The sequence below is a fragment of the Sphingopyxis sp. MG genome, from assembly GCF_002953155.1.
Lineage (GTDB): Bacteria > Pseudomonadota > Alphaproteobacteria > Sphingomonadales > Sphingomonadaceae > Sphingopyxis > Sphingopyxis granuli.
On sequence record NZ_CP026381.1, the window covers coordinates 3,147,607 to 3,168,204 of the forward strand.

Genomic DNA, 20,598 nt, shown 5'->3' on the forward strand with positions numbered 1-20,598 from the left:
GGCCAGAGGTTTCGGCGGCAGCCGGCTCCGATCAACGCATCGGCCCGAACGGCAGCACCGCCCGACAGGCCTCCACCCGCGCCGCACCGCCGATCGGCACGCTCGGCGGGCGCGAGAGCCCATATCCCGTCGGCCCTCCCAAAAAAGCTGGGCCGATGCTTGCCCGGGAGCAAGGAGGCATCGACCCAAGGTTTCCCCCAGTGGTGGGTGGAGAGGACGTCAGAATTTCTTTGCGATGCTGAACCCGATGACGCGCGGATCGAGCGTGAAGACGTTGGTCGTCAGGCCCGTATCGTCCGAGTTCAGGAAGGCGTCGGTGATCGGCGACTTGTTGAAGACATTCTTCACATAAGCTTCGAACGTCAGATCCTCGGGCCCATCGACGCGCAGCGAAATGTTGACGTTAGACCAACTTTTCAGGCGATCATAAGGGTCGAGATTATAGACGCGGTGCCAGCTTTTGGCCTGCCAATAAGCGTCGCCCCGAAGGGTCGCACTCCAGTCGGCATCGAAGTCGATCGTATATTGAGCGCCGATGTTGGCCGTCCAGCGGGGTGCGTTGGGCAATTCGTTGCCGCTCAAGTCGGCCCGGAGACCAGCGCCGCCATTCAGTTCGGGATAGTTGGCGGGATCATATTCGGTGCCGCCAAAGGCAGGGTCCGTGATGACCGGAGGAAAGAATCCGGCGATCAGGCCCCTGACGCCGCCGCACAGGCCATAATATTGCATAAGACCGGAACGCGCGCGCGCCCATTCCGCTGCGACATGAGTCGGAACGACACAGTTGGACGGCAATTGCATCCACGGCTTGACCAAAGTGTAATCGGGATTGCCTTGCGTGCGGTTCATGATGTCGATCGAGCTCTCACCTTTGCCGATCTTTGTGCGGAGATAGCCAAGATTGGCATTGATCCGCAGATTCCGCGTCGGCGCGAACACCGTCTCGAATTCCAGACCCCATACCTTGGCGTCGAAATTCTCGTTTACAGCCGTACGGTCCCGAATTTGCGAAACCTGATAATCTTTATAGTCGTATAGGAATGCCGTAGCGTTGAATGTCAGCGCGCCATTTAGCAACGTATTCTTGGCACCTATTTCAAAAGAGTTCACGAATTCTGGATTAAATGTCGAATCATATTCTACGGAATTAAGAGTCAATACAGGATACATACCCGTATAAAAATCGAGAACTAGTGGATTAACGCCGTCAGCCAAAGCGTTAGCTAGAAACTCTTCCCCAGTTGCGAAGCCGGGGCTCGGCGGGTTTGCTCCGCCCCCTTTGTAACCACGGGAATAAAAGGCGTAGAGCATGGTATCGTCAGTGAAACCTAGTTCCGGTTTCCAGTCGAGGCCTATCCTGCCCGTCCACTCGCGCCAAGTCTGTTTGATGGGTGCGAGTTCCGGATAGCCAGAGGAGACCGTTCCACCTGCCCACATCGACCTTGCCAGCAAGGCCTGCGAAGGAACCGGCGTGAATGTTTTGCGGTCATCCGTGTAGCGAAAACCGGCTGTCAGCTTCAGATCGTCGCGGATATTCCAATAGGCCTCGCCAAAAATCGCTGAAGATGCAAGCCTATAGGGATTCTTGGATCGAAAGTAATTGTGGCCATTCCCATCAATGCTATCAACAGGATTTGGATCAACATAAGGACAAGTCGCTAGCGGATCGGATGGTGAAACCGCGGGGCCGCCTATCGTATTGGATCCGGGGCACACGGCTGGATCCCACGGAGTTGCAAGGTCCGGGATCGAGAAAAACCCTGGCCCCCAAGCCAATGCCGTCAACACATTGTACATGACATAATAGTCATCTACAGTCTTAAAATGGGTATAGTTGACGCCTGCGCTAAAGTTAAAAGGCCCATTAAATGATGACTGTAGGCGAAGTTCCTGACTGAACTGCTTTGATTTTGCTTGGCTTATATCAAAACCGGCCACCTTGTCAGTACATCCCACCTGCGGATCGCAGAATATTCCTCCCGGAGCCAAGTCACGATATTGACTTGGCTCCCCAGTATGCTGAATTAAATTTGACGTATTTGTGAAGACAGGAAAACTATTAAATCTATTGTAATCCTGAAATGAATAAGTTTTATCTTCATTGTACGCCGTCTGGGAAGTGAAGGTCAGAGCGGGCGTGAAGTCAATGTCAAAGTTGAACTGGAGAAGATCGGCCTTTGCACGGTAGCGAGGATCACGGATCGAGTTGATCACGCGCAGGTCACGATTCTGCATAAGCCCACCGTACGGATCAACCGGTTGGATGATGGCCTGTAATCCTCCGCTCTGTTCGGCATTCAAAAATCCAAGGCCGGTTCCAGCATCCTTCAGGCCCACCGCACCTAGAATGAAGCCGTACGATAAACCATTGGGCGTCCCAAAGGCGGCGTCATCAAAGAGGCTGCCGGGCTTACATCCCTGACCGAACAAGGCACGACGGATTTCCACGCCCGTATACACATTCACATTGTCGGCCAGATCGACGCCGCCGACATGCGTCGGTCCATCGTCGCGATGGCAAAGCTGCTTGCCGGTGCGGGACCGATTGTCATCCTCGTTGAAGCGTTCCCAGATCAGATTGGCCCGGAACCAGGGCTCCGGTTCAAATGCGAGCGATGCGCGGCCTGTCCACAAATCGCGGCCGTTTATGCGGTTCTTCGTGGTGTCGTTATAGTCGAAGCCGTCGCGCGTCGTCATCGACCCGGCAAGGCGCAGCGCGAGCACGTCGCCGACCAGCGGGACGTTCAGGGTCGCATTCAGGCGCTTGGTATCGTAGTTGCCGACCTCGCCCTTGATCGACCCTTCGAACACACCCATTTTCGGACGGCGCGGGATCAGGTTGATGACGCCGCTGGTCGCATTGCGACCGTAGAGCGTACCTTGCGGTCCGCGCAGCACCTCGACCCGCTCGACGTCCAGATATTCCTGCTCGAACAGGCGATTGTGGATCAGCGTCGTATTGTTGAACGCCACGGCAACGCCGGGGTCAGTCGTCGCCGACACCGCCTTGGTCCCGACGCCGCGGATCGAGAAATTATAGCCCGTGAAATTATTCTTCGAGAAGGTGACGTTGGGGATCGCTTTCAGCAGGTCGAAGCCGCCTTCGATCTTCTGTTCCTCGAGTGCCTTTTCGCTGAACGCGGAAATGGCGATCGGAACGTCCTGAACCGCCTCCTTGCGCTTTTGCGCGGTGACGACGATTTCCTCGGGCCGGAAGCCTTCGGCGCTGTTGTTTTCCGCCGCGGCCCGAGCGATCACATACACACCCTCGGCATTGCGATGCGCGCTCATCCCGCTGCCGCGCAACAACGCCGTCAGGGCGGCATCGACCGAATAGCTACCCTTCAAGGCTGGGCTGCGCTTGCCGCGCAGCGCGGCGCCATCGAAGACAACCTGAATGCCGCTGGCCTGCGCCAAGGCGCGCAATGCGCCGCCAAGGTCCTGCGCCGGGATGTCGAACGCGACGGCCTGTTGCGCAAAGGCGGGCGCCGGAAGGGCGGAAACGACGATAGCGGCGGTGGCAAGCCCGGACAGCAGGTGCGGCCTGAAAGACATGAGATACTCCCCCAAGTTACGAGGGGTCGATTCACGCCCCCCTGTAAAATGAGACGCACGGCCGCCGGATTTGCGCCCCTCTATTTTTCCGGTGCGGCCCTTGCCGCGCTATCGAGCCGGATACTGCCGCCCTCGGCGCGGGCCGAAACCGGGAAGATCGCGGTCACGCCGCTGATGAAGCCGCGGGTGTCGCCTGCGTCGAACACGCCGTTGACCGGATAGCCGCCCGCCGTCGCGTCGCCGACGACGATCGGCGTGTCGGCGTAGCGATTCACGCGCTCGACCGCGCGCGCCAGCGGTTCGTCGATGAAGGTCAGCCGTCCGCCCTCCCACGACAGCGACCGAACGGCGTCGGCGGGAGCGATGCTCGCCGCGCCCGACGACAGAATCAGGGTCAGTTCCTGCCCCGGCCTGAGCCGCGATCCCGCGTCGGTACGTCCGCCGATGCGCTCTGGCGCCCGCGCCTGACCCGCGGGATGCGCCAGCACCGCGACATGGCCCTCGTAGAGCAGGACGCGCATCTGGTCTCGCAGCAGTTCGACGCTGAATGCCGTGCCGGTCGCGACCACCGTCTTTTGCCCGGCGGTGACGGTGAAGGGACGCAGCGGGTCTTTCGCCACGTCGAATTTCGCGCGCCCGCGTTCGAGGACGAGCGTGCGCCTGTCGCCCGAATAGGCGACCGTGACCCGGCTCGACGCGTCGAGCGACACGCGCGACCCGTCGTCGAGCCGAACGACGCGCCGCTCGCCGATGCCGGTGGCATAGACGTCGGGGCCGCTCGCCAGATACCATGCGCCGCTGATCACCATCAGCACCAGAACCGCCGCAAGGGCGAGAACGCGCTGTCGGCTTCTGCGCCAGCCAGATCGCGGATCGCCCGCGCCGCGCGCGGCTTCCATCGTCGTCAGCGCCTTGGCGCGGAGCGAGAGGAAGCCCGGCATCTCGGCGATGGCGTCGGTGCCTTTCCAGACCGTTACCATCTCGTCGAACGCCTCGCGGTGACGCGGATCCGCGCGGAGCCATGCATCGAACTCGTCGCGCTCGCTTTCGCTCAGGGCGCGATCGGCGATGCGCCAGCACCATTCGGCAGCCTGCTCCTCATGGGCGAGCGGCATGTCGTCGTCTGCCGAATGGATCATGGCCTTCCCCCTACCCGGCGAGCGAGAAAGACCAGCGCGCGAGAAATATGCTTTTCGACTGTCCGCACATTATAGGCGAAATTGTCGGCAATCGTCTGCTTGTCCATATTCTCGACGCGGTAGAGGATGAAAATCTGCTGGGTCGGCTCGGGCAGCGCCTGGATCGCCGCCCACAGCTTGCCGATGGTTTCGCGCGCGGCGGCGATGCGGTGCGGGTCGAGGGGATCGACCTCGCCCGCATCATCCTGCTCGACGGACTGGCGGTAGGCATTGCGCACGCGGTCGCGGCGCGAGCGGTCGCGCAGCAGGTTCGTCGCGATGCGAAAGATGAACGCCTCGGTGGAATCGAAATGGTCTGTCTGCGTCTGGGCCAGGCGGATGAACACTTCCTGCGTCATGTCTTCGGCCTCGGCATGGCTCGATATTCTCCGCGAGAAAAACGCGACAAGGGCCGGCCGGAACTTCCGGCTCAAGCGTTCCAGATCAGAGGCAGCTTCCGCAGCCATCCGCTAATTCTTCCTCCCCTGTCTATATGACGCATGGGTGGGAAGTTGGCGCCCCGAAAAATCGGGACGCGGCGCACACCGTCTTTCCTCCCGTCCATTTGCCTCTATGGTGGCGCCATGCTGGACGAGGGACGACCGCTGACCGACGCAGAACGCACGATGGCGCAGGGCATGTTCGGCGATGCGCTCGATCTCGACGCCGTTCGCATCGTCCATCGGAAATGGTGGCCGTTCCAGCCGCGCCGGATCACGATGGCCCCGCGCGGCCGCATCCATTTCCACCCGAAGGGACCGGGCTATTGCGACTGTTTCGCCCATGCCACGCTCGGCTGGCAGGGGCATCTGATCCACGAACTGGTTCACGTCTGGCAGTTCCAGCACGGCATGAACCTCGTCCTGCGCCGACACCCATTCTGCCGGTACAGCTACACCATCAAGCCCGGCTGGAAACTGGAGCGCTACGGGATCGAGCAGCAGGCGGAAATCGTCCGCCACACCTTCCTGCTTCGCCACAAGCTCGTCGTTCCCGGCGCACCGCCGCTCGCAACGCTCGAAAGCATCCTGCCGTTCGGCACCGCCTGATCCGGGCCGGCCCTTCGGCGAAACGGAAGGCGGCCGGGACTACTTCTTCGCGGCGCCTTCGCCCGCATCATGGTCCATGCCGTCATGGTTCGCCGCGCCGGCATCGGGTGCCGGCTTGATCGGCATGTCGAACAGGATGCGGTCGTTGTTGTTGTTGGTGAAGACGAAGGCCATCGGCAGCTTGCCCGCGCGCACCGCGGCGCCGTTGATGTGCCAGATCATCAGATGCTTGCCGCCGGGCTTGAATTCGAGCTTGCCCTTGGCGGGCACCGCGGCGCTCGCGAGCGGCTTCATCGTCACCACGCCGTTCTCGCGCACGCTTTCGTGCATCTCGACGCGCTGCGCGAGGTCGGCGGTCACCGCGACCAGTTCGACCGGCTGCGGCCCGCCCTCGACGGTGAAATAGCCGACCGCGGGCCGATCGGGGGTCGCGCCCATCTGGATATAGCCGGAGACGACATTGAGCTGCGGACCGGCGCCAAGATTTTCCTGGCACCCCCCGATGGCGAAGGTGGCGGCGGCAAGCGCGGCGATGGCAAGGGCTTTCATGATGTGCGGACTCCCGAAAAGCTGCAATTTCCTGTCCCAGATACGCTCTGGAAACCCTTGTGCCAAGGATCAGCGCACCTATATCGCGCCCATCAGACGAACATCAGGCGTGCCGCATCAGGGCGCCGAAGAAGCAACAAGGACGTTGAGATTATGGCCAAAGTGATCGGGATCGACCTCGGCACCACGAACAGCTGTGTCGCGGTCATGGAGGGCGGCAAGCCCAAGGTTATCGAAAATGTCGAAGGCACGCGCACGACGCCGTCGATCGTCGCCTTCGCCAAGGACGGCGAGCGGCTGATCGGCCAGCCGGCGAAGCGCCAGGCCGTCACCAATCCCGAAAACACGATTTTCGCGGTGAAGCGCCTGATCGGCCGCCGTTTCGACGACCCCATGACCAAGAAGGACATGGAACTCGTTCCCTACAACATCGTCAAGGGCGCGAACGGCGACGCCTGGGTCCGCGCGGGCGGCGAGGATTATTCGCCGTCGCAGATTTCGGCCTTCATCCTTCAGAAGATGAAGGAAACCGCCGAATCCTATCTCGGCGAGAAGGTCGAGCAGGCGGTGATCACCGTCCCGGCCTATTTCAACGACGCGCAGCGGCAGGCGACCAAGGATGCCGGTAAGATCGCCGGTCTCGAAGTGCTGCGTATCATCAACGAGCCAACCGCGGCCGCGCTCGCTTACGGGCTCGACAAGTCGGAGAACAAGACGATCGCGGTCTATGACCTCGGCGGCGGCACCTTCGACATTTCGGTGCTCGAAGTCGGCGATGGCGTGTTCGAGGTGAAGTCGACCAACGGCGACACCTTCCTCGGCGGCGAGGATTTCGACTCGAAGATCGTCGAATATCTGGCCGACGGCTTCAAGAAGGACGAAGGCATCGACCTGCGCGGCGACAAGCTGGCGCTCCAGCGGCTCAAGGAAGCCGCCGAAAAGGCGAAGATCGAACTGTCGTCGGCGCAGTCGACCGAGGTCAACCTGCCCTTCATCACCGCCGATGCCAACGGGCCGAAGCACCTCGTCAAGACGATCACCCGCGCCGACCTCGAAAAGCTGGTCGAAGAGCTGATCAAGCGGACGCTCGAACCGTGCAAGAAGGCGATCAAGGACGCCGGCGTCAGCGCGAGCGACATCGACGAGGTCGTGCTGGTCGGCGGCATGACCCGCATGCCGCGCGTGCGCGAAGTGGTGAAGGACTTCTTCGGCAAGGAACCGCACACCGGCGTCAACCCCGACGAGGTGGTCGCGATCGGCGCCGCGATCCAGGCAGGCGTTCTGCAGGGCGACGTCAAGGACGTGCTGCTGCTCGACGTGACGCCGCTGTCGCTGGGCATCGAGACGCTGGGCGGCGTGTTCACGCGCATGATCGACCGCAACACCACCATCCCGACCAAGAAGTCGCAGGTCTATTCGACCGCCGACGACAATCAGTCGGCGGTGACGATCCGCGTCTTCCAGGGCGAGCGCGAGATGGCGGCCGACAACAAGATGCTCGGCCAGTTCGATCTCGTCGGCATCCCGCCGGCGCCGCGCGGCGTGCCGCAGATCGAGGTGACCTTCGACATCGACGCCAACGGCATCGTCAACGTCTCGGCGAAGGACAAGGGCACCGGCAAGGAACAGCAGATCAAGATCCAGGCCAGCGGCGGCCTGTCGGATGCCGACATCGACCAGATGGTCAAGGACGCCGAACAGTTCGCCGAAGAGGACAAGAAGCGTCGCGAGGCGGCCGAGGCGAAGAACAACGCCGAAAGCCTGATCCACACGACCGAGCGCCAGCTCGAAGAGCATGGCGACAAGGTCGATGCGGGGCTGAAGTCCGAGATCGAGGCCGCGGTCGCCGAAGCCAAGACGGCGGTCGAGGGCGGCGATGCCGCCGCGATGACCGAAAAGGCGCAGGCGCTCGCGCAGGTCGCGATGAAGCTGGGCCAGGCGATCTACGAGAAGGAACAGCAGACCGCGGCGTCGCCCGGCGCCGAGGCCGGCCCGGATACGGACGGCGCCAAGGCCGACGAGGATGTCGTCGACGCCGAATTCTCGGAAGTCGAGGACGACAAGAAGTAAGGAATGGGCTTCACCCGTCATGCCGGCGAAGGCCGGCATCGCTCCCGGCAAGGCTCCGCCGAACCGATAGCGGCCCCGGCCTTCGCCGGGGCGACGGGTTGAAGTAAGGGGCTTTGCAGCATGTCGCTCGACATCGATTATTATGAACTGCTCGAATGCGAGCGGACCGCCGACGATGCGACGCTCAAGGCGAGTTATCGCAAGCTGGCGATGAAATATCACCCCGACCGCAATCCGGGGTGCCAGGACAGCGAAGCGCGCTTCAAGGCGATCAACGAAGCCTATGAGGTGCTGAAGGACCCGCAAAAGCGCGCGGCCTACGATCGTTTCGGCAAGAGCATGCCGCAGGGCGGCTTCGGCGGCCATGCCGATTTCGGCGACATCGGCGACATCTTCGAATCGATCTTCGGTTCGGCCTTCGGCGGCGGCGGGCGGCAGCAGCGCGGCCCGGCGCGCGGCGCCGATCTGCGCTACGACATGGAAATCAGGCTCGAGGACGCCTTTTCGGGCTGCGTGCGCGAGATTCAGGTCGATGTCGCGGCGCGCTGCGATGCGTGCGACGGATCGGGCGCCCGGCCCGGCACCTCGACCCATCGCTGCACGACGTGCGGCGGCCACGGCAAGGTGCGCGCGCAGCAGGGCTTCTTCATGGTCGAGCGCACCTGCCCGCATTGCCAGGGATCGGGCGAGGTCATCACCGATCCGTGCGACCAGTGCCATGGCGAGGGCCGCGTCGACCGGCGCAAGACGCTGACCGTCAACGTCCCCGCCGGGGTCGACGAAGGGACGCGCATCCGCCTGTCGGGCGAGGGCGAGTCGGGTGCGCGCGGCGCGGCGCCGGGCGACCTCTACATCTTCCTCCACATCGCGCGGCACCGGCTGTTCGAACGCGAGGGGACGACGCTGTTCACGCGCGCGCCGATCAGCTTCACCACGGCGGCGCTCGGCGGCTGCATCACTATCCCCGGCCTCGACGGCCGCAAGCACGACATCACCATTCCCGCCGGCATCCAGTCGGGCAAGCAGTTGCGTCAGCGCGGCGCCGGCATGCCCGTGCTCAACGGCCGCGGCAACGGCGACCTCGTCATCCAGATCGACGTCGAGACGCCGACGAAGCTCAACGCGAAGCAGAAGGAACTGCTCGAAGCCTTTCGCGAGACCGAGACCGGCGACGAATGCCCCGCGAGCCAGGGCTTCTTCGGCCGCATCAAGGAAATGTGGGACGACCTGACCGAATGATCATCCTGTCCCTTCCTCTTGCGGAAGGGCTCAGATGGCTCCGATCTCTCCCCGTATCTCGTCGACCAGCGCCTGCACCCGCGGCAACCGGCCGTCCTCCTCGTCGAGTATCGCGTGGAAGGCGCGGCGCTTGATCGCCGCCAGTTCCTCGCTCGTCAGCGCGCCGTCGCCGGTCACGCTCGACGCCACGATGTCGATCAGGCGGTCGGCGCCGTGGAGCCGCCCCCACAGATAGTCGTTCTCGCGGTAGGCGCGGCTGAAGAAGGCGCCGAAGCTGTTGAACTCGATCCCCTTTAGCATCGCTGCCGCACCGCCGGGACGGATCGCGGTCGCGTCGGAGGGCGAGATGCGGTCGATCTTGATCGGGTCGAATTCGTCGAATCCCTCGCCCTGCAGCAGCGGCAGCGTCGCGATGTCGAAAAAGGGATAGCCGAGATAGGCGAGCAGCATCGTCCGCCGGTCGTCCTTGGGCAGCGCCGCGAGCGCCGCGGCGATCAGCTCGTCGGTCTCGGCATCGACGTCGACGAGGTCGCGCCGGTCGCCGATCGCGTCGATCCATTCCCCCATCCCGGCATCCTCGGCGACGTCGAGGTCGGCGAGCCAGTTGTCACCTTCGCGCTCCAGATAGAGGCCGAGCGCGGCGAAGATCGCCTCGTGCATCGCCTCGCACGCCGGGTCGGGCGCGTCGCGCGTCGCCTCGATCGCGTCAAGCTCGCGCGCGAGGAAGCGCAGCCGCCGGATGCGAAAGCCGAGGTCGTGGATGCGGAAGAAGGCGATGGCGTCGCCGCTCGCCCCCGCGCCGCGCTTGCCCGAGATGCGGTCGAGCCCGCGCCGCCGCACCTCCTCCCACAGCGCTTCGCGCCGCCGCGCGCGGTGGATCGCGCCTTCGGAGGGCGCCAACCGCTCGACCAGCGCCACCAGTTCCTCGACCACCGCCGACAGCTTGAGGTGGCCGTAGGGCGCGAAAGCGAAGCCCGCGCGCGCCGCCGCTTCGGTCTGCGCCTTGGCGCGCCACTTGCCGAGGCGCGCCGGGGTCGGGCTGTCGAGGAAGAAGGTGGTGCCGAACAGCGCCGCCACCTGTTCCTCGACCTCGACCTTCATCGCGTCGACGATATGCTGCATGCGGCGGATGCGCCGCGACATGCTCTCGATCACCTCGACATTGTCGCGGATCGGCTGTTCGCGCGGGATTTCGGAAAGCGAGCCCAGGATCGTCGTCAGAAAGCCCGGCAGCCGCTTTTCGGCGCCCTCGACCGGCTCGCCGTGCCGGCCGAAGCGGATCGAACGATAATCGGGCTTGGGGTCGATATAGACGAAGCGCCTGTCGATCTCGCGCCGCGCCGGCCGCTGCTTGAGCGCGGCGATGGCCGGGCGGAAGGGCGCGTTGGCGAGCACCGATCCGTCGATCAGCACCCGATCGGCGGGATCGGCTTCGCTGCCGGCGGGAAGCTGCACCTTGATGAAAGCGTCGCGGTGCGGCCAGTCGATGCCGCGCTGGGCAAGGACGCCGTCGAGTTCGCGCAGCGTGAAGGGCGGAAAGGCGCCGGGAAAGCTGGCGGTCGCCCGCGCCGCCGCGGCAAGGCCCGGAACATCGTCGAGCCGCTTGCCCATGCGCCCGTCCTGCCGGAAATGCATCACCAGCCGATGCTCCTGCTCGGTAACGCGCGGCGGGCTGTTGAGCGCCAGCGGCATGCTGTGCCCCGCGAAATCGGTGGCCGAGACGAACAGGTCGACCGGCTGCCCCGCCGGAACCAGCGTCGGGCCGCGCGGCGCCTTGTCCATCGCGTCGAACGCGTCAAGCAGCAGGTTGGAGAAGATCGCGCCGCCAAAGGGCGGTTCGAACCAGCGCGCGCGCACGAAGCGCGACAGCTTCGCGCGCACCTCGTCCTGCGCGCTCCCGCCCACGGTGCGGTCGATCACATTGCCGCGCCGCTTCATCGCCCAGCCGGCGATCGGCACCGCCCAGAATTTGGTCGCGGCGGACAGCGGCCGCGCGTCGGGGTCGAGCAGGCGATCGACATCGGCATCGTCGAGCCACAATTCGGTCAGCGGATCGAGCGACAGGCCCTCGGCGAGCGCGCGCGCCAGGAAAACGCCGTTGATCCCCCCCGCGCTGGCCCCCGCGACGATGTCGGCGAGCACGCGCAGCCGCACCCCGCTCTTCTCCTGGATCGCGGCGAGCAGCTCGCGATAGACGACGCCCGACCCGGCGGCGTCGGTGCCGTCGTGAAAGGCGCGCGACGCCGCGGCGAGGCGCCATATCTCCTTGGTGATCCCGTGCATATAGACGGCAAGGCTGATGCCGCCATAGCAGATCAGGGCGAAACGCAGTTCCTTCTCGCGCATGGCGGCGGTGATAGCGCGCTTTGCGCACTGTGGCGAATTTTCCACACCGGGTCCGAAAGCGAACCGAAGCGGCACCGATCCTGCTTTGCCCTTGCGTCTGCGAATGGCTCGCATTAGCAGCGCATCCGGAACAGGAGCCAAGAATGAATCGCAGATATTTCGCCGCAGCGCTGGCCTGCACCGCGCTTTCGTCGCCCGCCCATGCCCAAAGTGCCGCAGCGCCCGACAGCGCCGACGCCGACGAGGCCATCATCGTCACCGCGGCGCGCACCGTCCTGCCGCCCAACGCGCTGCCGCTGACGATCGACCTGATCGACAAGCAGGCGCTGGAGCAGCAGATCGCGATTTCGGGGTCGATCGCCGACGCGGTGGCGACGCTGACCCCCAGCTTCTCCCCCACCCGGCAGAAATTGTCGGGCGCCGGCGAAACGCTGCGCGGGCGCGCGCCGCTCTATGCGATCAACGGCATTCCGCAGTCGAACCCGCTGCGCGACGGCAGCCGCGACGGCTTCACGATCGACGGCTTCTTCATCGACCGGGTCGAGGTCATCTACGGCTCGAACGCGTTGCAGGGGATCGGCGGCACCGGCGGCATCGTCAACCAGGTGACGGTGGGCGCGCCGAAGGCCGACGGCGTGTCCGGCCGCTTCCTGCTCCAGGGCACCGCCGACGACGAATTTTCGGGCGCCGGCATGGGCGGCAAGGCGGCCGGGCTCGTCCAGTACAAGGCGGGACGCTTCGACGCCACGGTCGGTGCCGCCTATGAAATCCGCGGCATCTTTCGCGACGGCGAGGGACGTCCGGTCGGCATCAACCTGACGCAGGGCGAAACGATGGATTCGAAGACGCTCTCGCTCTTCGGCCGCTTCGGCTATGCCGTCACCGACACGATGCGGCTCGACCTGATCGCCAGCCGCTATGAGATGAAGGGCGACGGCGACTATGCGCCGGTCGCGGGCAACAAAGCGGGGGGCATCCCCACCACCCAGACGCGCGGAACGCCGCCGGGCGTTCCCGCCGCAAGCCGGACCGAAAGCGTCGCGCTGTCGCTGACCGACCCGCAACTGGGCGGCGGCAATTTCGTCAGCCAGCTGTTCTGGAACCGCACCCGCGACACGTTCGGCGGCGAACCCAATCCGATCGCCAGCTTTCAGGACCCGGTGATCGCGCCCGTCGGCACGCTGTTCGACCAGTCGCAGAACCGCAGCCGCAAGGTCGGCGCCAAAATCAGCTATGAACGCGCGGTTCCGGGTTTCGAGGCACTGACGCTGATCGCGGGCTTCGACGCGCTGTGGGACGAAAGCGAGCAGCGGCTGATCGCCACGAATCGCGCATGGGTGCCACCGACCAGGTTCCGCAGCTTCGCGCCCTTCGGCCAGGCGAACCTCAAATTGTTCGACGGCATCGTCCGTCTGGCCGGCGGCGCGCGCTATGAGGATGTGAAGATCAGCATTGCCGATTATCACACGCTCGCCGCCAACACCTTCGTCGCGTGCCCCACGCCCCCGGCGGTGCCGACCGGACCTTGCGGTCCCTCGACCTATGGCGGCGTCGACGTCGGGGGCGGCAGCCCGAGCTTCGACGACGTTCTGGTCAACGGCGGCCTGATCGTCGAGCCGACGCCGGGCATCCGAGCCTATGCCAGCTATGCCGAGGGCTATACCGTCCCCGACGTCGGCCGCATCACCCGCGCGGTGAGCAGGACAGGGGTCGATATCGACAATTATCTCGATATCGCGCCGATCGTCTCGAACAACCGCGAGATCGGGGTCGAGGTGAAGCGCGGACCGCTCGACGCGACCGCGACCTATTTCTGGTCGACGAGCACCAAGGGGCAGCTTCTGATCGCGCGTCCCGACGGCATTTTCGACGTCGTGCGCCAGCGCGTCGAGATCGAGGGGCTCGAACTCAACCTGGCAGTGCGGATGCCGATCGACGGGCTCACGCTGTCGGCGGGCTATGCGCATATCGAAGGCCGGTTCGATAATGACGGCGACGGGGCGGTCGACACCGACCTCGACGGCGCCAACATCTCGCCCGACCGGCTCAACCTTGCCGCCGCCTATGCGAAGGGCCCGCTGTCCGCGCGCGTCCAGACGCAATTCTATCTCGCGCGCACCTTCCGGGGGCCGGGCCGCGACGCGCGCAACGATTTCGAGGGCTATAATCTGACCGACGCCATCCTGCGCTATCAGACCCGGCTCGGCGGCATCAGCCTTGCGGTGCAGAATCTGTTCGACCGGCAATATATCAGCTATGCGAGCGACACCCAGCGACCGACGGACAATTTCTTCAACTTCGCCGGCCGCGGACGTACCTTCACGCTCGGCTGGGATTATCGTTTCTAGGCATGGCCCACCGATGATGAAACTGCTCGACACGCTGCACCGCTGGACCGGCGGCCTGATCGGCCTCGTGCTGGCGCTGCTCGGCCTGTCGGGCACCATCCTGCTGCACAAATATGCGTGGATCGGCGTCGCGCATGCCGGCGATCCGCTGCGTACCGACCTTGCGAGCACCGTCGCCGCGACCGAGCGGATCATGGCGCTGCCGCAGGCGCCGCAGGGCATCATCTATGCCAGCGACGGCTTCGGGTTGCACCAGGCGCGCTTCGGCGACGGCGCCGGCCTCTACGCCGACCAGACGGGGCGAGTCGCTACGCAGTGGGCGAGCCAGTGGGAGCGGCCCGAGCTGTGGATCTTCGATTTCCACCATCATCTGTTCACCGGCGACACCGGCGAATGGGTGATCGGCACCGCGGGGCTGTGCGGCCTGTTCTTCATCCTCTCGGGCGTCATCCTGTGGTGGCGCACGCGCCGCACCTTCCGCTTCCGGCTGTGGCCGAAACGGATGAGCCGGCCGGCGATCGTCATGCACCACCGCGACCTCGGCATCGTCGTCGCACCGTTGCTGCTGCTGTCGGTCGTCACCGGCACGATGATGATCTTTCAGCCTTTCGCAATGGCGATGATTGCGCCTTTCGGCTCGCCCGCCGAAGCCGCCAGGGCGATGAAGCCGCCGAAATACCAGGGCGGCCCCCTAGCCGCCAGGCCCGATTACGCGGCAATGCTGGGCGAGGCGCGCCGCCGCTTCCCCGATGCCGAGTTCCGCATCCTCAGCCTGCCCGCGAAGGACGGCGGCCCGATCATGCTGCGGATGCGCCAGCAGGCCGAATGGTTGCCCAACGGCCGCTCGACCCTGTGGTTCGACGCTGCGACGGGCAAGCTGCTCGGCGCGCGCGACGCGCTCGCGATGCCCGCGGGCGCGCAGGCGTTCAACAAGGCCTATCCGATCCATTCGGGCAAGGTCGGCGGCCTTTTGTGGCGGCTCGTCCTGACGATCTCGGGCCTGTCGATGACGATGCTGGGAAGCCTCGCGGTCTGGACCTTCTGGTTCCGGCGCTCGAAGCCGGCGAAACCGCGGGTGAAGGAAGCGGCGTTAGCCGCTTTCCAAAACGCCGCGCGTTAAATCTGGATCACCGCTGTTTTCGTTCGTGCTGACCCCGGATCAAGTCCGGGGGAAGCACTGTTCTTCTTGCGGCGCCAAAGAGAAAGAACGGCCCTTCGACAAGCTCAGGGCGAACGGTGCAGATCATGGTTCGCCGCTCCAGGATTCGCGCAGAGGCGCAGAGATTTCGGTTCACGCGGAGCCGCGTCCGCTTTCCTATTTTACCGGCCGCCCTATATCCTCCCCACAGATGACCCGCGCCCGCGTCCTCCTTCTCACTGCCGCCCTCGGGCCGCTCGACTATCGCGTGCCGCAGGGCACCGAGGCGCCGCTCGGCAGCGTCGTCGTCGCGCCGCTCGGGCCGCGGCGCATGGGCGGCGCGGTATGGGAAGATGCGAGCTTCGGCGCGCCCGATCCGGTCGGCGACAACCGGTTGCGCAACCTGTACGAGGTCGTGCCGGTGCCGCCGGTCCCCGCGCCGCTGCGCCGCCTCGTCGAATGGACGAGCGACTATTATCTCGCCCCGCCGGGCGCGGTGCTGCGGATGGTGCTGCCCGGCGCCGCTTTTGCTGACGCGCGCCGCCCGATCGTCGAATATCGCGCGACGGGCGCGCTTCCGCCGCGGATGACGCCGCAGCGGACGGTGGCGCTCGAGAAGATCGGCGGCCGGCAGGGCACCGTGCGCGAGCTGGCGGCGCTTGCCGAGGTCAGCGACGGAGTGATCCGCGGCCTCGTCCAGGCGGGCGCGCTCGAAGCGGTGAGCGTGTCGGCCGACGCCCCCTATCCCGAGCCCGACCCCGCCTTCGCACCGCCCGCCCTCTCCGCCGAGCAGGCCGCCGCCGCCGGCGAGCTTCGCGACGCCGTCGCCGCCGCACGGTTCGAGACGCTGCTGCTCGACGGCGTCACGGGATCAGGCAAGACCGAAGTCTATATGGAGGCGATTGCCGCCGCGGTCGAAGCGGGCGGGCAGGCGCTCGTCCTGTTGCCCGAGATCGCCCTGACCGAGCCGATGCTGACGCGCTTCGCCGCGCGCTTCGGCTGCGAGCCGGTCGCATGGCATTCGGGGCTGCGTTCGACCGAGCGCCGCCGCGCCTGGCACGCGATCGCGCGCGGCGACGCGAAGATCGTCGTCGGCGCCCGGTCGGCGCTGTTCCTGCCCTATGCCCGGCTGGGCCTGATCGTCGTCGACGAGGCGCACGAAACGAGCTTCAAGCAGGAGGACGGCGTCCATTATCACGCGCGCGACGTCGCGGTGATGCGCGGGGCGTTCGAAAAGCTGCCGGTGGTCCTCGCCAGCGCGACCCCCGCGCTCGAAAGCCTCGCGCAGGTCGAGGCGGGACGCTATCGCCACATCGTCCTGCCCGCGCGCTATGGCGGCGCGACTTTGCCCGACCTCGCGGCGATCGACATGCGGATCGATCCGCCCGACCGCGGCCGCTGGCTGGCGCCGCCGCTCGTCGACGCGCTGGCCGACCGGTTGCAGAAGGGCGAGCAGAGCCTGCTGTTCCTCAACCGGCGGGGCTTCGCGCCGCTGACGCTCTGCCGCACCTGCGGTCATCGCATCCAGTGCCCGAACTGCACCGCGTGGATGGTCGAGCACCGGCTCGTCCATCGCCTCGCCTGCCATCACTGCGGCCATGTCATGCCACCGCCGCGCCTGTGCCCCGAGTGCGAGGACGAGGACAGCCTCGTCGCCTGCGGCCCCGGCGTCGAGCGGATCGCCGACGAGGTCGCCGAACGCTTTCCCGAAGCGCGCACCGCCATCGTCACCAGCGACACCCTATGGTCGCCCGCCAAGGCGGCCGAGTTCGTCGACGCGGTCGAGGGCGGTCTCGTCGACATCATCATCGGCACCCAGCTCGTCACCAAGGGCTATCATTTCCCGAACCTGACGCTGGTCGGGGTGGTCGATGCCGACCTCGGCCTCGACGGCGGCGACCTGCGCGCGTCGGAACGCACCTTCCAGCAGATCGCGCAGGTCGCCGGACGCGCCGGGCGCGGGGTGAAGCCGGGCGAGGTGCTGATCCAAACGCGCGTCCCCGACGCCCCGGTGATGGCGGCGCTGGTCGCGAACGACCGCGAGGGCTTCTACGCCGCGGAGGCCGCCGCGCGGCGGCAGGCGGGGGCACCCCCCTATGGCCGCTTCGCCGCGCTCGTCATCTCGTCGGAGGAGATGGAGGTGGCGCGCGGCGTCGCGCAGCGGCTGGGGGAGAAGGCACCGGTCGCTGACGGTCTCGCCATCTATGGCCCCGCCCCCGCGCCGCTCGCGATGCTGCGCGGACGGCACCGCTTCCGCCTGCTGCTGCACGCCCCGCGCAGCTTCGACCTGCAGGGCGCGATCCGCGACTGGGTCGGACGCATCGACTGGCCCGCCAAGGCGCGCCTCGCGATCGACATAGACCCCTACAGCTTCGTCTGACGACCGATCGGGGCATTGGAATCGCGGGCCGTAGTTGCTAGCCCTCGGCTTCAGGACATCTGTTCGAGGAGCGGGCGAGTGAAATTGCAGGGCTGGGTACGCGCGATCGGCGTCGGAACGGCATTGGCGGCGATGGCGATCGGTGCCAGCGCGCGCGCCGAATGGTGGCAGGCTGAAACCGCGCATTTCATCGTCTATTCCGAAAGCAAGAAGGACGACGCCGAACAGTTCGCGCGCCTGCTCGAACGCTACGACAATGCGCTGCGCTATCTTCAGGGCTATCCGATTCCGGGGCCCGACATGGGCGAGGCGAACAAGGTGAAAGTGTTCCGCAGCGGCGACATCGACGACATCGCCTATGTCGCCGGAGCGCCGGGGTCGGGCATCGCGGGTTTCTATATCCCGCGCGCCGGCTCGACCGTCGCCTTCGTCCCCGCGCGCGAAAAGCGCCGCGACATGAGCAGCGTCCGGCGCAGCAGCAGCGGCCCGACCCTCGACACCGAACAGGTGCTGTTCCACGAATATACGCACCATTTCATGCTGACCAATTTCAGCACCGCCTATCCCGCCTGGTATTCGGAAGGGTTCGCCGAGCTGTACAGCACGGTCGAGTTCCGCGACGACGGCAGCTTCGTCGGCGGGCTGGTGCCGCAGGCGCGCGGCGCCGCGCTCAAGCAATTGCCCGACGTGCGATTGTCCCGCCTGTTCGACCACAAGGTGAAGCTGACCGGGCTCGAGCAGTATCAATCCTACGCCTTCGGCTGGCTGCTGTCGCACTATCTGAACTTCAACGAAGAGCGCCGGGGGCAGCTTCCCGCCTATCTGGCGGCGCTCAACAAGGGCGAGGACAGCCTGACCGCAGCGAAACGGATCTTCGGCAACCTCGACACGCTGCAGGCCGAGCTGCGCAAATACAAGGGCCGCAACCAGTTCCCGGTGATGGTCTCGCCGCCGAACGCGGTTCCCGAGCCCGCGGTGGCGCTGCGCCAGCTGCCCCCGGCCGAGGAAGCGCTGATGCGCGAATATATCCGTTCGCAGCGCGGCGTCGACCGCAAGGAGGCAAAGGATGTCGCGCGCGACCTGTCCGGCAAGGGCGCGGCCTATCCCGACAATCTGAAAGCGCAGCTGATCGTCGCCGAGGCGCATCTGGACGCGAGGAATTTCGACGAGGCCGAAGCCGCGGCAAAGCGCGCGCTGGCGCTGGCGCCCGACAGCTCCTTCGCCAATTTCCTGATGGGTTCGATCTTCCTGGCGCGTGCCGACGAAAACAAGGACAAGGCGCTGTATGCCCAGGCACGCCCGTGGCTGGTCAAGGCGCATAAGCTCGACCAGAAGGACCCGCGGCCGATGATCGGCTATTACATGTCCTATCGCGAGGCGGGCGAGCCGATTCCCGAGGACGCGCTGGTCATCCTCGAAAGCGCGTGGGACTATGCCAAATATGACGCGCTCTATCGGCTGATCCTGGCGCGCCAGCTGCTCGACGAGAACAAGGGCGACCTCGCGCGATCGGTGCTGTCGCCGATCGCCTTCGCCGCGCACGGCACCGAAAAGGAAAACAAGATTCGCGCGACCGTCGACCTGATCGACGAGAGCAAGATCGACGAAGCCCGCGCCAAGCTGGCCGAAATCTTCAAGGAAGCCGAGGACCGGCAGAAAGGCAGGAAAGGCTAGGATCGCCGCCGTCCCGGCTTTCCTTCGTCACGGCGAGCGAAGCGAAACCGTGACGAGGCGACGCCTATGGAGCATCGTCTCCGGACGACATGAGCTTGCGGATTCCGAGCGTGACGGCGACGACCGCGAAACCGAGAACGGCAAGCAGGACCGACATCAGCAATCCCACCGCGTTCGAATGGCCGATGAGCGCCTCGTCCTCGATATCAGCCGTCCAGAAATGGCAGAAGCTAGCGGCGCTCAGCAGCCCGATGAGAAGCATCGACCATCCGGCGCCCGCGACGCCGTAACGGGCAACGAAAACCGGCGCGGCGAGGACCATTGCGAATCCCAGCACGCCCGACCAACTCAACAGCCAGTCCAGCACGGCCACCATCCCCTCCCCCACGATGTGTCCCGCCCTGAAGACGAGATTCGGCGCCTGTCCGTTCAACCTGCCAGCAGGTCCCGCGTTTCCTTTTCGTCCAGCGGATCCTGATCTTCGGGACGGACATCGCAAAATCCTACGACGCGCTCGACGCGCAAACCGTGGTCGATCGTCAGGACGAGACTCGCCCGCCAACTCAGGCCGTCTTCCAGCATCTTCAATATCGGCGTCACCTCTTCCATGACGATTGCTCTGGATGCATCGGCAATCCGTTCGGTGTCGCGAAAATAGGCGCCCCGCCTTTCGCTCTCCGGCCGTGGGACCTCTATCATCCCCGAAAACAACCCCATGCCATCTTCTTCAATGACATGTTTTCCGGACGTAACGGCGGCCTCGCCGGGCGCCCGCCAATAACCGCGCCCGCCCTCGCGCCTGAACTTGAGCGTGTGACGGTCGAACCGCTCGTTCACCATTTCGCATTGGTAATGGACGATGGGCTGGGTGAGGTTTTCCGGATCCGGAATCCACGGCGGCACCGGACTCATCAGCAGAAAATACAGCATGCCCCTCCCCTTTGTCCGCCGGATGTCCGCGCGCGCATCGCAGTCAACATGAGCGGGGGGCCAGCGCCAGTGCGCGCTCATGCGATATTTGGAGGCCGAGCCGGAATCGAAGAGCTCAAATTTTCTGATTTAATTACAGCTA

14 protein-coding genes are annotated in these 20,598 nt (G+C 65.3%); 7 read left to right on the forward strand and 7 right to left on the reverse strand.

Annotation, left to right across the window (positions count from 1 at the left end; all coding sequences use genetic code 11):
• Positions 1-219: 219 nt before the first annotated feature.
• From C3E99_RS14460 to C3E99_RS14470, 3 genes are all read right to left on the reverse strand, one after another.
• The gene (locus C3E99_RS14460; RefSeq protein ID WP_076077110.1) at positions 220-3,555 is read right to left on the reverse strand and encodes a TonB-dependent receptor domain-containing protein; all 3,336 of its coding nucleotides are present in this window, start codon (positions 3,553-3,555) and stop codon (positions 220-222) included.
• An 80-nt stretch (positions 3,556-3,635) separates the two neighbouring features.
• On the reverse strand, positions 3,636-4,694 hold the full coding sequence (locus C3E99_RS14465; RefSeq protein ID WP_067108671.1) for a FecR family protein: 1,059 nt from the start codon (positions 4,692-4,694) through the stop codon (positions 3,636-3,638).
• The gene (locus tag C3E99_RS14470; protein ID WP_067186216.1) at positions 4,691-5,200 is read right to left on the reverse strand and encodes an RNA polymerase sigma factor; all 510 of its coding nucleotides are present in this window, start codon (positions 5,198-5,200) and stop codon (positions 4,691-4,693) included. The genes C3E99_RS14465 and C3E99_RS14470 overlap by 4 nt, the downstream gene beginning before the upstream one ends.
• 117 nt (positions 5,201-5,317) lie before the next feature.
• Between C3E99_RS14470 and C3E99_RS14475 the strand changes: the two genes are divergently transcribed.
• Positions 5,318-5,782: a vgr related protein gene (locus C3E99_RS14475; protein WP_067186218.1), complete on the forward strand. Its 465-nt coding sequence runs from the start codon at positions 5,318-5,320 to the stop codon at positions 5,780-5,782.
• 39 nt (positions 5,783-5,821) lie between these two features.
• On the opposite strand, the gene C3E99_RS14480 is transcribed toward C3E99_RS14475, so the two are convergent.
• Entirely contained in the window at positions 5,822-6,331 is a 510-nt protein-coding gene (locus tag C3E99_RS14480) for a copper chaperone PCu(A)C (RefSeq protein ID WP_067186220.1), read from the reverse strand.
• A gap of 153 nt (positions 6,332-6,484) precedes the next feature.
• Between C3E99_RS14480 and dnaK the strand changes: the two genes are divergently transcribed.
• Complete coding sequence (gene dnaK / locus C3E99_RS14485) at positions 6,485-8,401, forward strand: molecular chaperone DnaK (protein ID WP_067186222.1); 1,917 nt, start codon at positions 6,485-6,487, stop codon at positions 8,399-8,401.
• A 120-nt stretch (positions 8,402-8,521) separates the two neighbouring features.
• On the forward strand, positions 8,522-9,640 hold the full coding sequence (gene dnaJ / locus C3E99_RS14490) for a molecular chaperone DnaJ (RefSeq protein WP_067108657.1): 1,119 nt from the start codon (positions 8,522-8,524) through the stop codon (positions 9,638-9,640).
• A 30-nt stretch (positions 9,641-9,670) separates the two neighbouring features.
• Here the strand turns inward: dnaJ and C3E99_RS14495 are convergent, their stop codons facing one another.
• Entirely contained in the window at positions 9,671-11,986 is a 2,316-nt protein-coding gene (locus tag C3E99_RS14495) for a patatin-like protein (protein WP_067186224.1), read from the reverse strand.
• A 143-nt stretch (positions 11,987-12,129) separates the two neighbouring features.
• Between C3E99_RS14495 and C3E99_RS14500 the strand changes: the two genes are divergently transcribed.
• The 4 genes from C3E99_RS14500 to C3E99_RS14515 all read left to right on the forward strand — a co-directional run bounded on the left by C3E99_RS14500 (position 12,130) and on the right by C3E99_RS14515 (position 19,526).
• Complete coding sequence (locus C3E99_RS14500; RefSeq protein ID WP_067186226.1) at positions 12,130-14,334, forward strand: TonB-dependent receptor; 2,205 nt, start codon at positions 12,130-12,132, stop codon at positions 14,332-14,334.
• 16 nt (positions 14,335-14,350) lie between these two features.
• A complete protein-coding gene (locus C3E99_RS14505; RefSeq protein ID WP_067187186.1) occupies positions 14,351-15,454 on the forward strand; it encodes a PepSY-associated TM helix domain-containing protein in 1,104 nt (367 codons plus the stop codon).
• A 229-nt stretch (positions 15,455-15,683) separates the two neighbouring features.
• Complete coding sequence (locus C3E99_RS14510; protein ID WP_067186228.1) at positions 15,684-17,852, forward strand: primosomal protein N'; 2,169 nt, start codon at positions 15,684-15,686, stop codon at positions 17,850-17,852.
• Positions 17,853-17,930: 78 nt separating this feature from the next.
• A complete protein-coding gene (locus C3E99_RS14515; RefSeq protein WP_067186230.1) occupies positions 17,931-19,526 on the forward strand; it encodes a tetratricopeptide repeat protein in 1,596 nt (531 codons plus the stop codon).
• A 64-nt stretch (positions 19,527-19,590) separates the two neighbouring features.
• Here C3E99_RS14515 and C3E99_RS14520 read toward each other — a convergent pair whose 3' ends face one another.
• Both C3E99_RS14520 and C3E99_RS14525 read right to left on the reverse strand, forming a co-directional pair.
• Positions 19,591-19,893 (reverse strand): hypothetical protein, encoded by a 303-nt coding sequence (locus C3E99_RS14520; protein WP_158682318.1) that lies wholly within the window; start codon positions 19,891-19,893, stop codon positions 19,591-19,593.
• A gap of 62 nt (positions 19,894-19,955) precedes the next feature.
• On the reverse strand, positions 19,956-20,456 hold the full coding sequence (locus tag C3E99_RS14525) for a hypothetical protein (RefSeq protein WP_067186234.1): 501 nt from the start codon (positions 20,454-20,456) through the stop codon (positions 19,956-19,958).
• Positions 20,457-20,598: the final 142 nt, after the last annotated feature.

What these genes read in the sequence shown, in the direction of transcription:
- C3E99_RS14460 (WP_076077110.1), bottom strand. Translation starts at nt 3,555, where the DNA reads ATGTCTTTCAGGCCGCACCTGCTGTCCGGGCTTGCCACCGCCGCTATC.
- C3E99_RS14465 (WP_067108671.1), bottom strand. Translation starts at nt 4,694, where the DNA reads ATGATCCATTCGGCAGACGACGACATGCCGCTCGCCCATGAGGAGCAG.
- C3E99_RS14470 (WP_067186216.1), bottom strand. Translation starts at nt 5,200, where the DNA reads ATGGCTGCGGAAGCTGCCTCTGATCTGGAACGCTTGAGCCGGAAGTTC.
- C3E99_RS14475 (WP_067186218.1), top strand. Translation starts at nt 5,318, where the DNA reads ATGCTGGACGAGGGACGACCGCTGACCGACGCAGAACGCACGATGGCG.
- C3E99_RS14480 (WP_067186220.1), bottom strand. Translation starts at nt 6,331, where the DNA reads ATGAAAGCCCTTGCCATCGCCGCGCTTGCCGCCGCCACCTTCGCCATC.
- dnaK (WP_067186222.1), top strand. Translation starts at nt 6,485, where the DNA reads ATGGCCAAAGTGATCGGGATCGACCTCGGCACCACGAACAGCTGTGTC.
- dnaJ (WP_067108657.1), top strand. Translation starts at nt 8,522, where the DNA reads ATGTCGCTCGACATCGATTATTATGAACTGCTCGAATGCGAGCGGACC.
- C3E99_RS14495 (WP_067186224.1), bottom strand. Translation starts at nt 11,986, where the DNA reads ATGCGCGAGAAGGAACTGCGTTTCGCCCTGATCTGCTATGGCGGCATC.
- C3E99_RS14500 (WP_067186226.1), top strand. Translation starts at nt 12,130, where the DNA reads ATGAATCGCAGATATTTCGCCGCAGCGCTGGCCTGCACCGCGCTTTCG.
- C3E99_RS14505 (WP_067187186.1), top strand. Translation starts at nt 14,351, where the DNA reads ATGAAACTGCTCGACACGCTGCACCGCTGGACCGGCGGCCTGATCGGC.
- C3E99_RS14510 (WP_067186228.1), top strand. Translation starts at nt 15,684, where the DNA reads ATGACCCGCGCCCGCGTCCTCCTTCTCACTGCCGCCCTCGGGCCGCTC.
- C3E99_RS14525 (WP_067186234.1), bottom strand. Translation starts at nt 20,456, where the DNA reads ATGCTGTATTTTCTGCTGATGAGTCCGGTGCCGCCGTGGATTCCGGAT.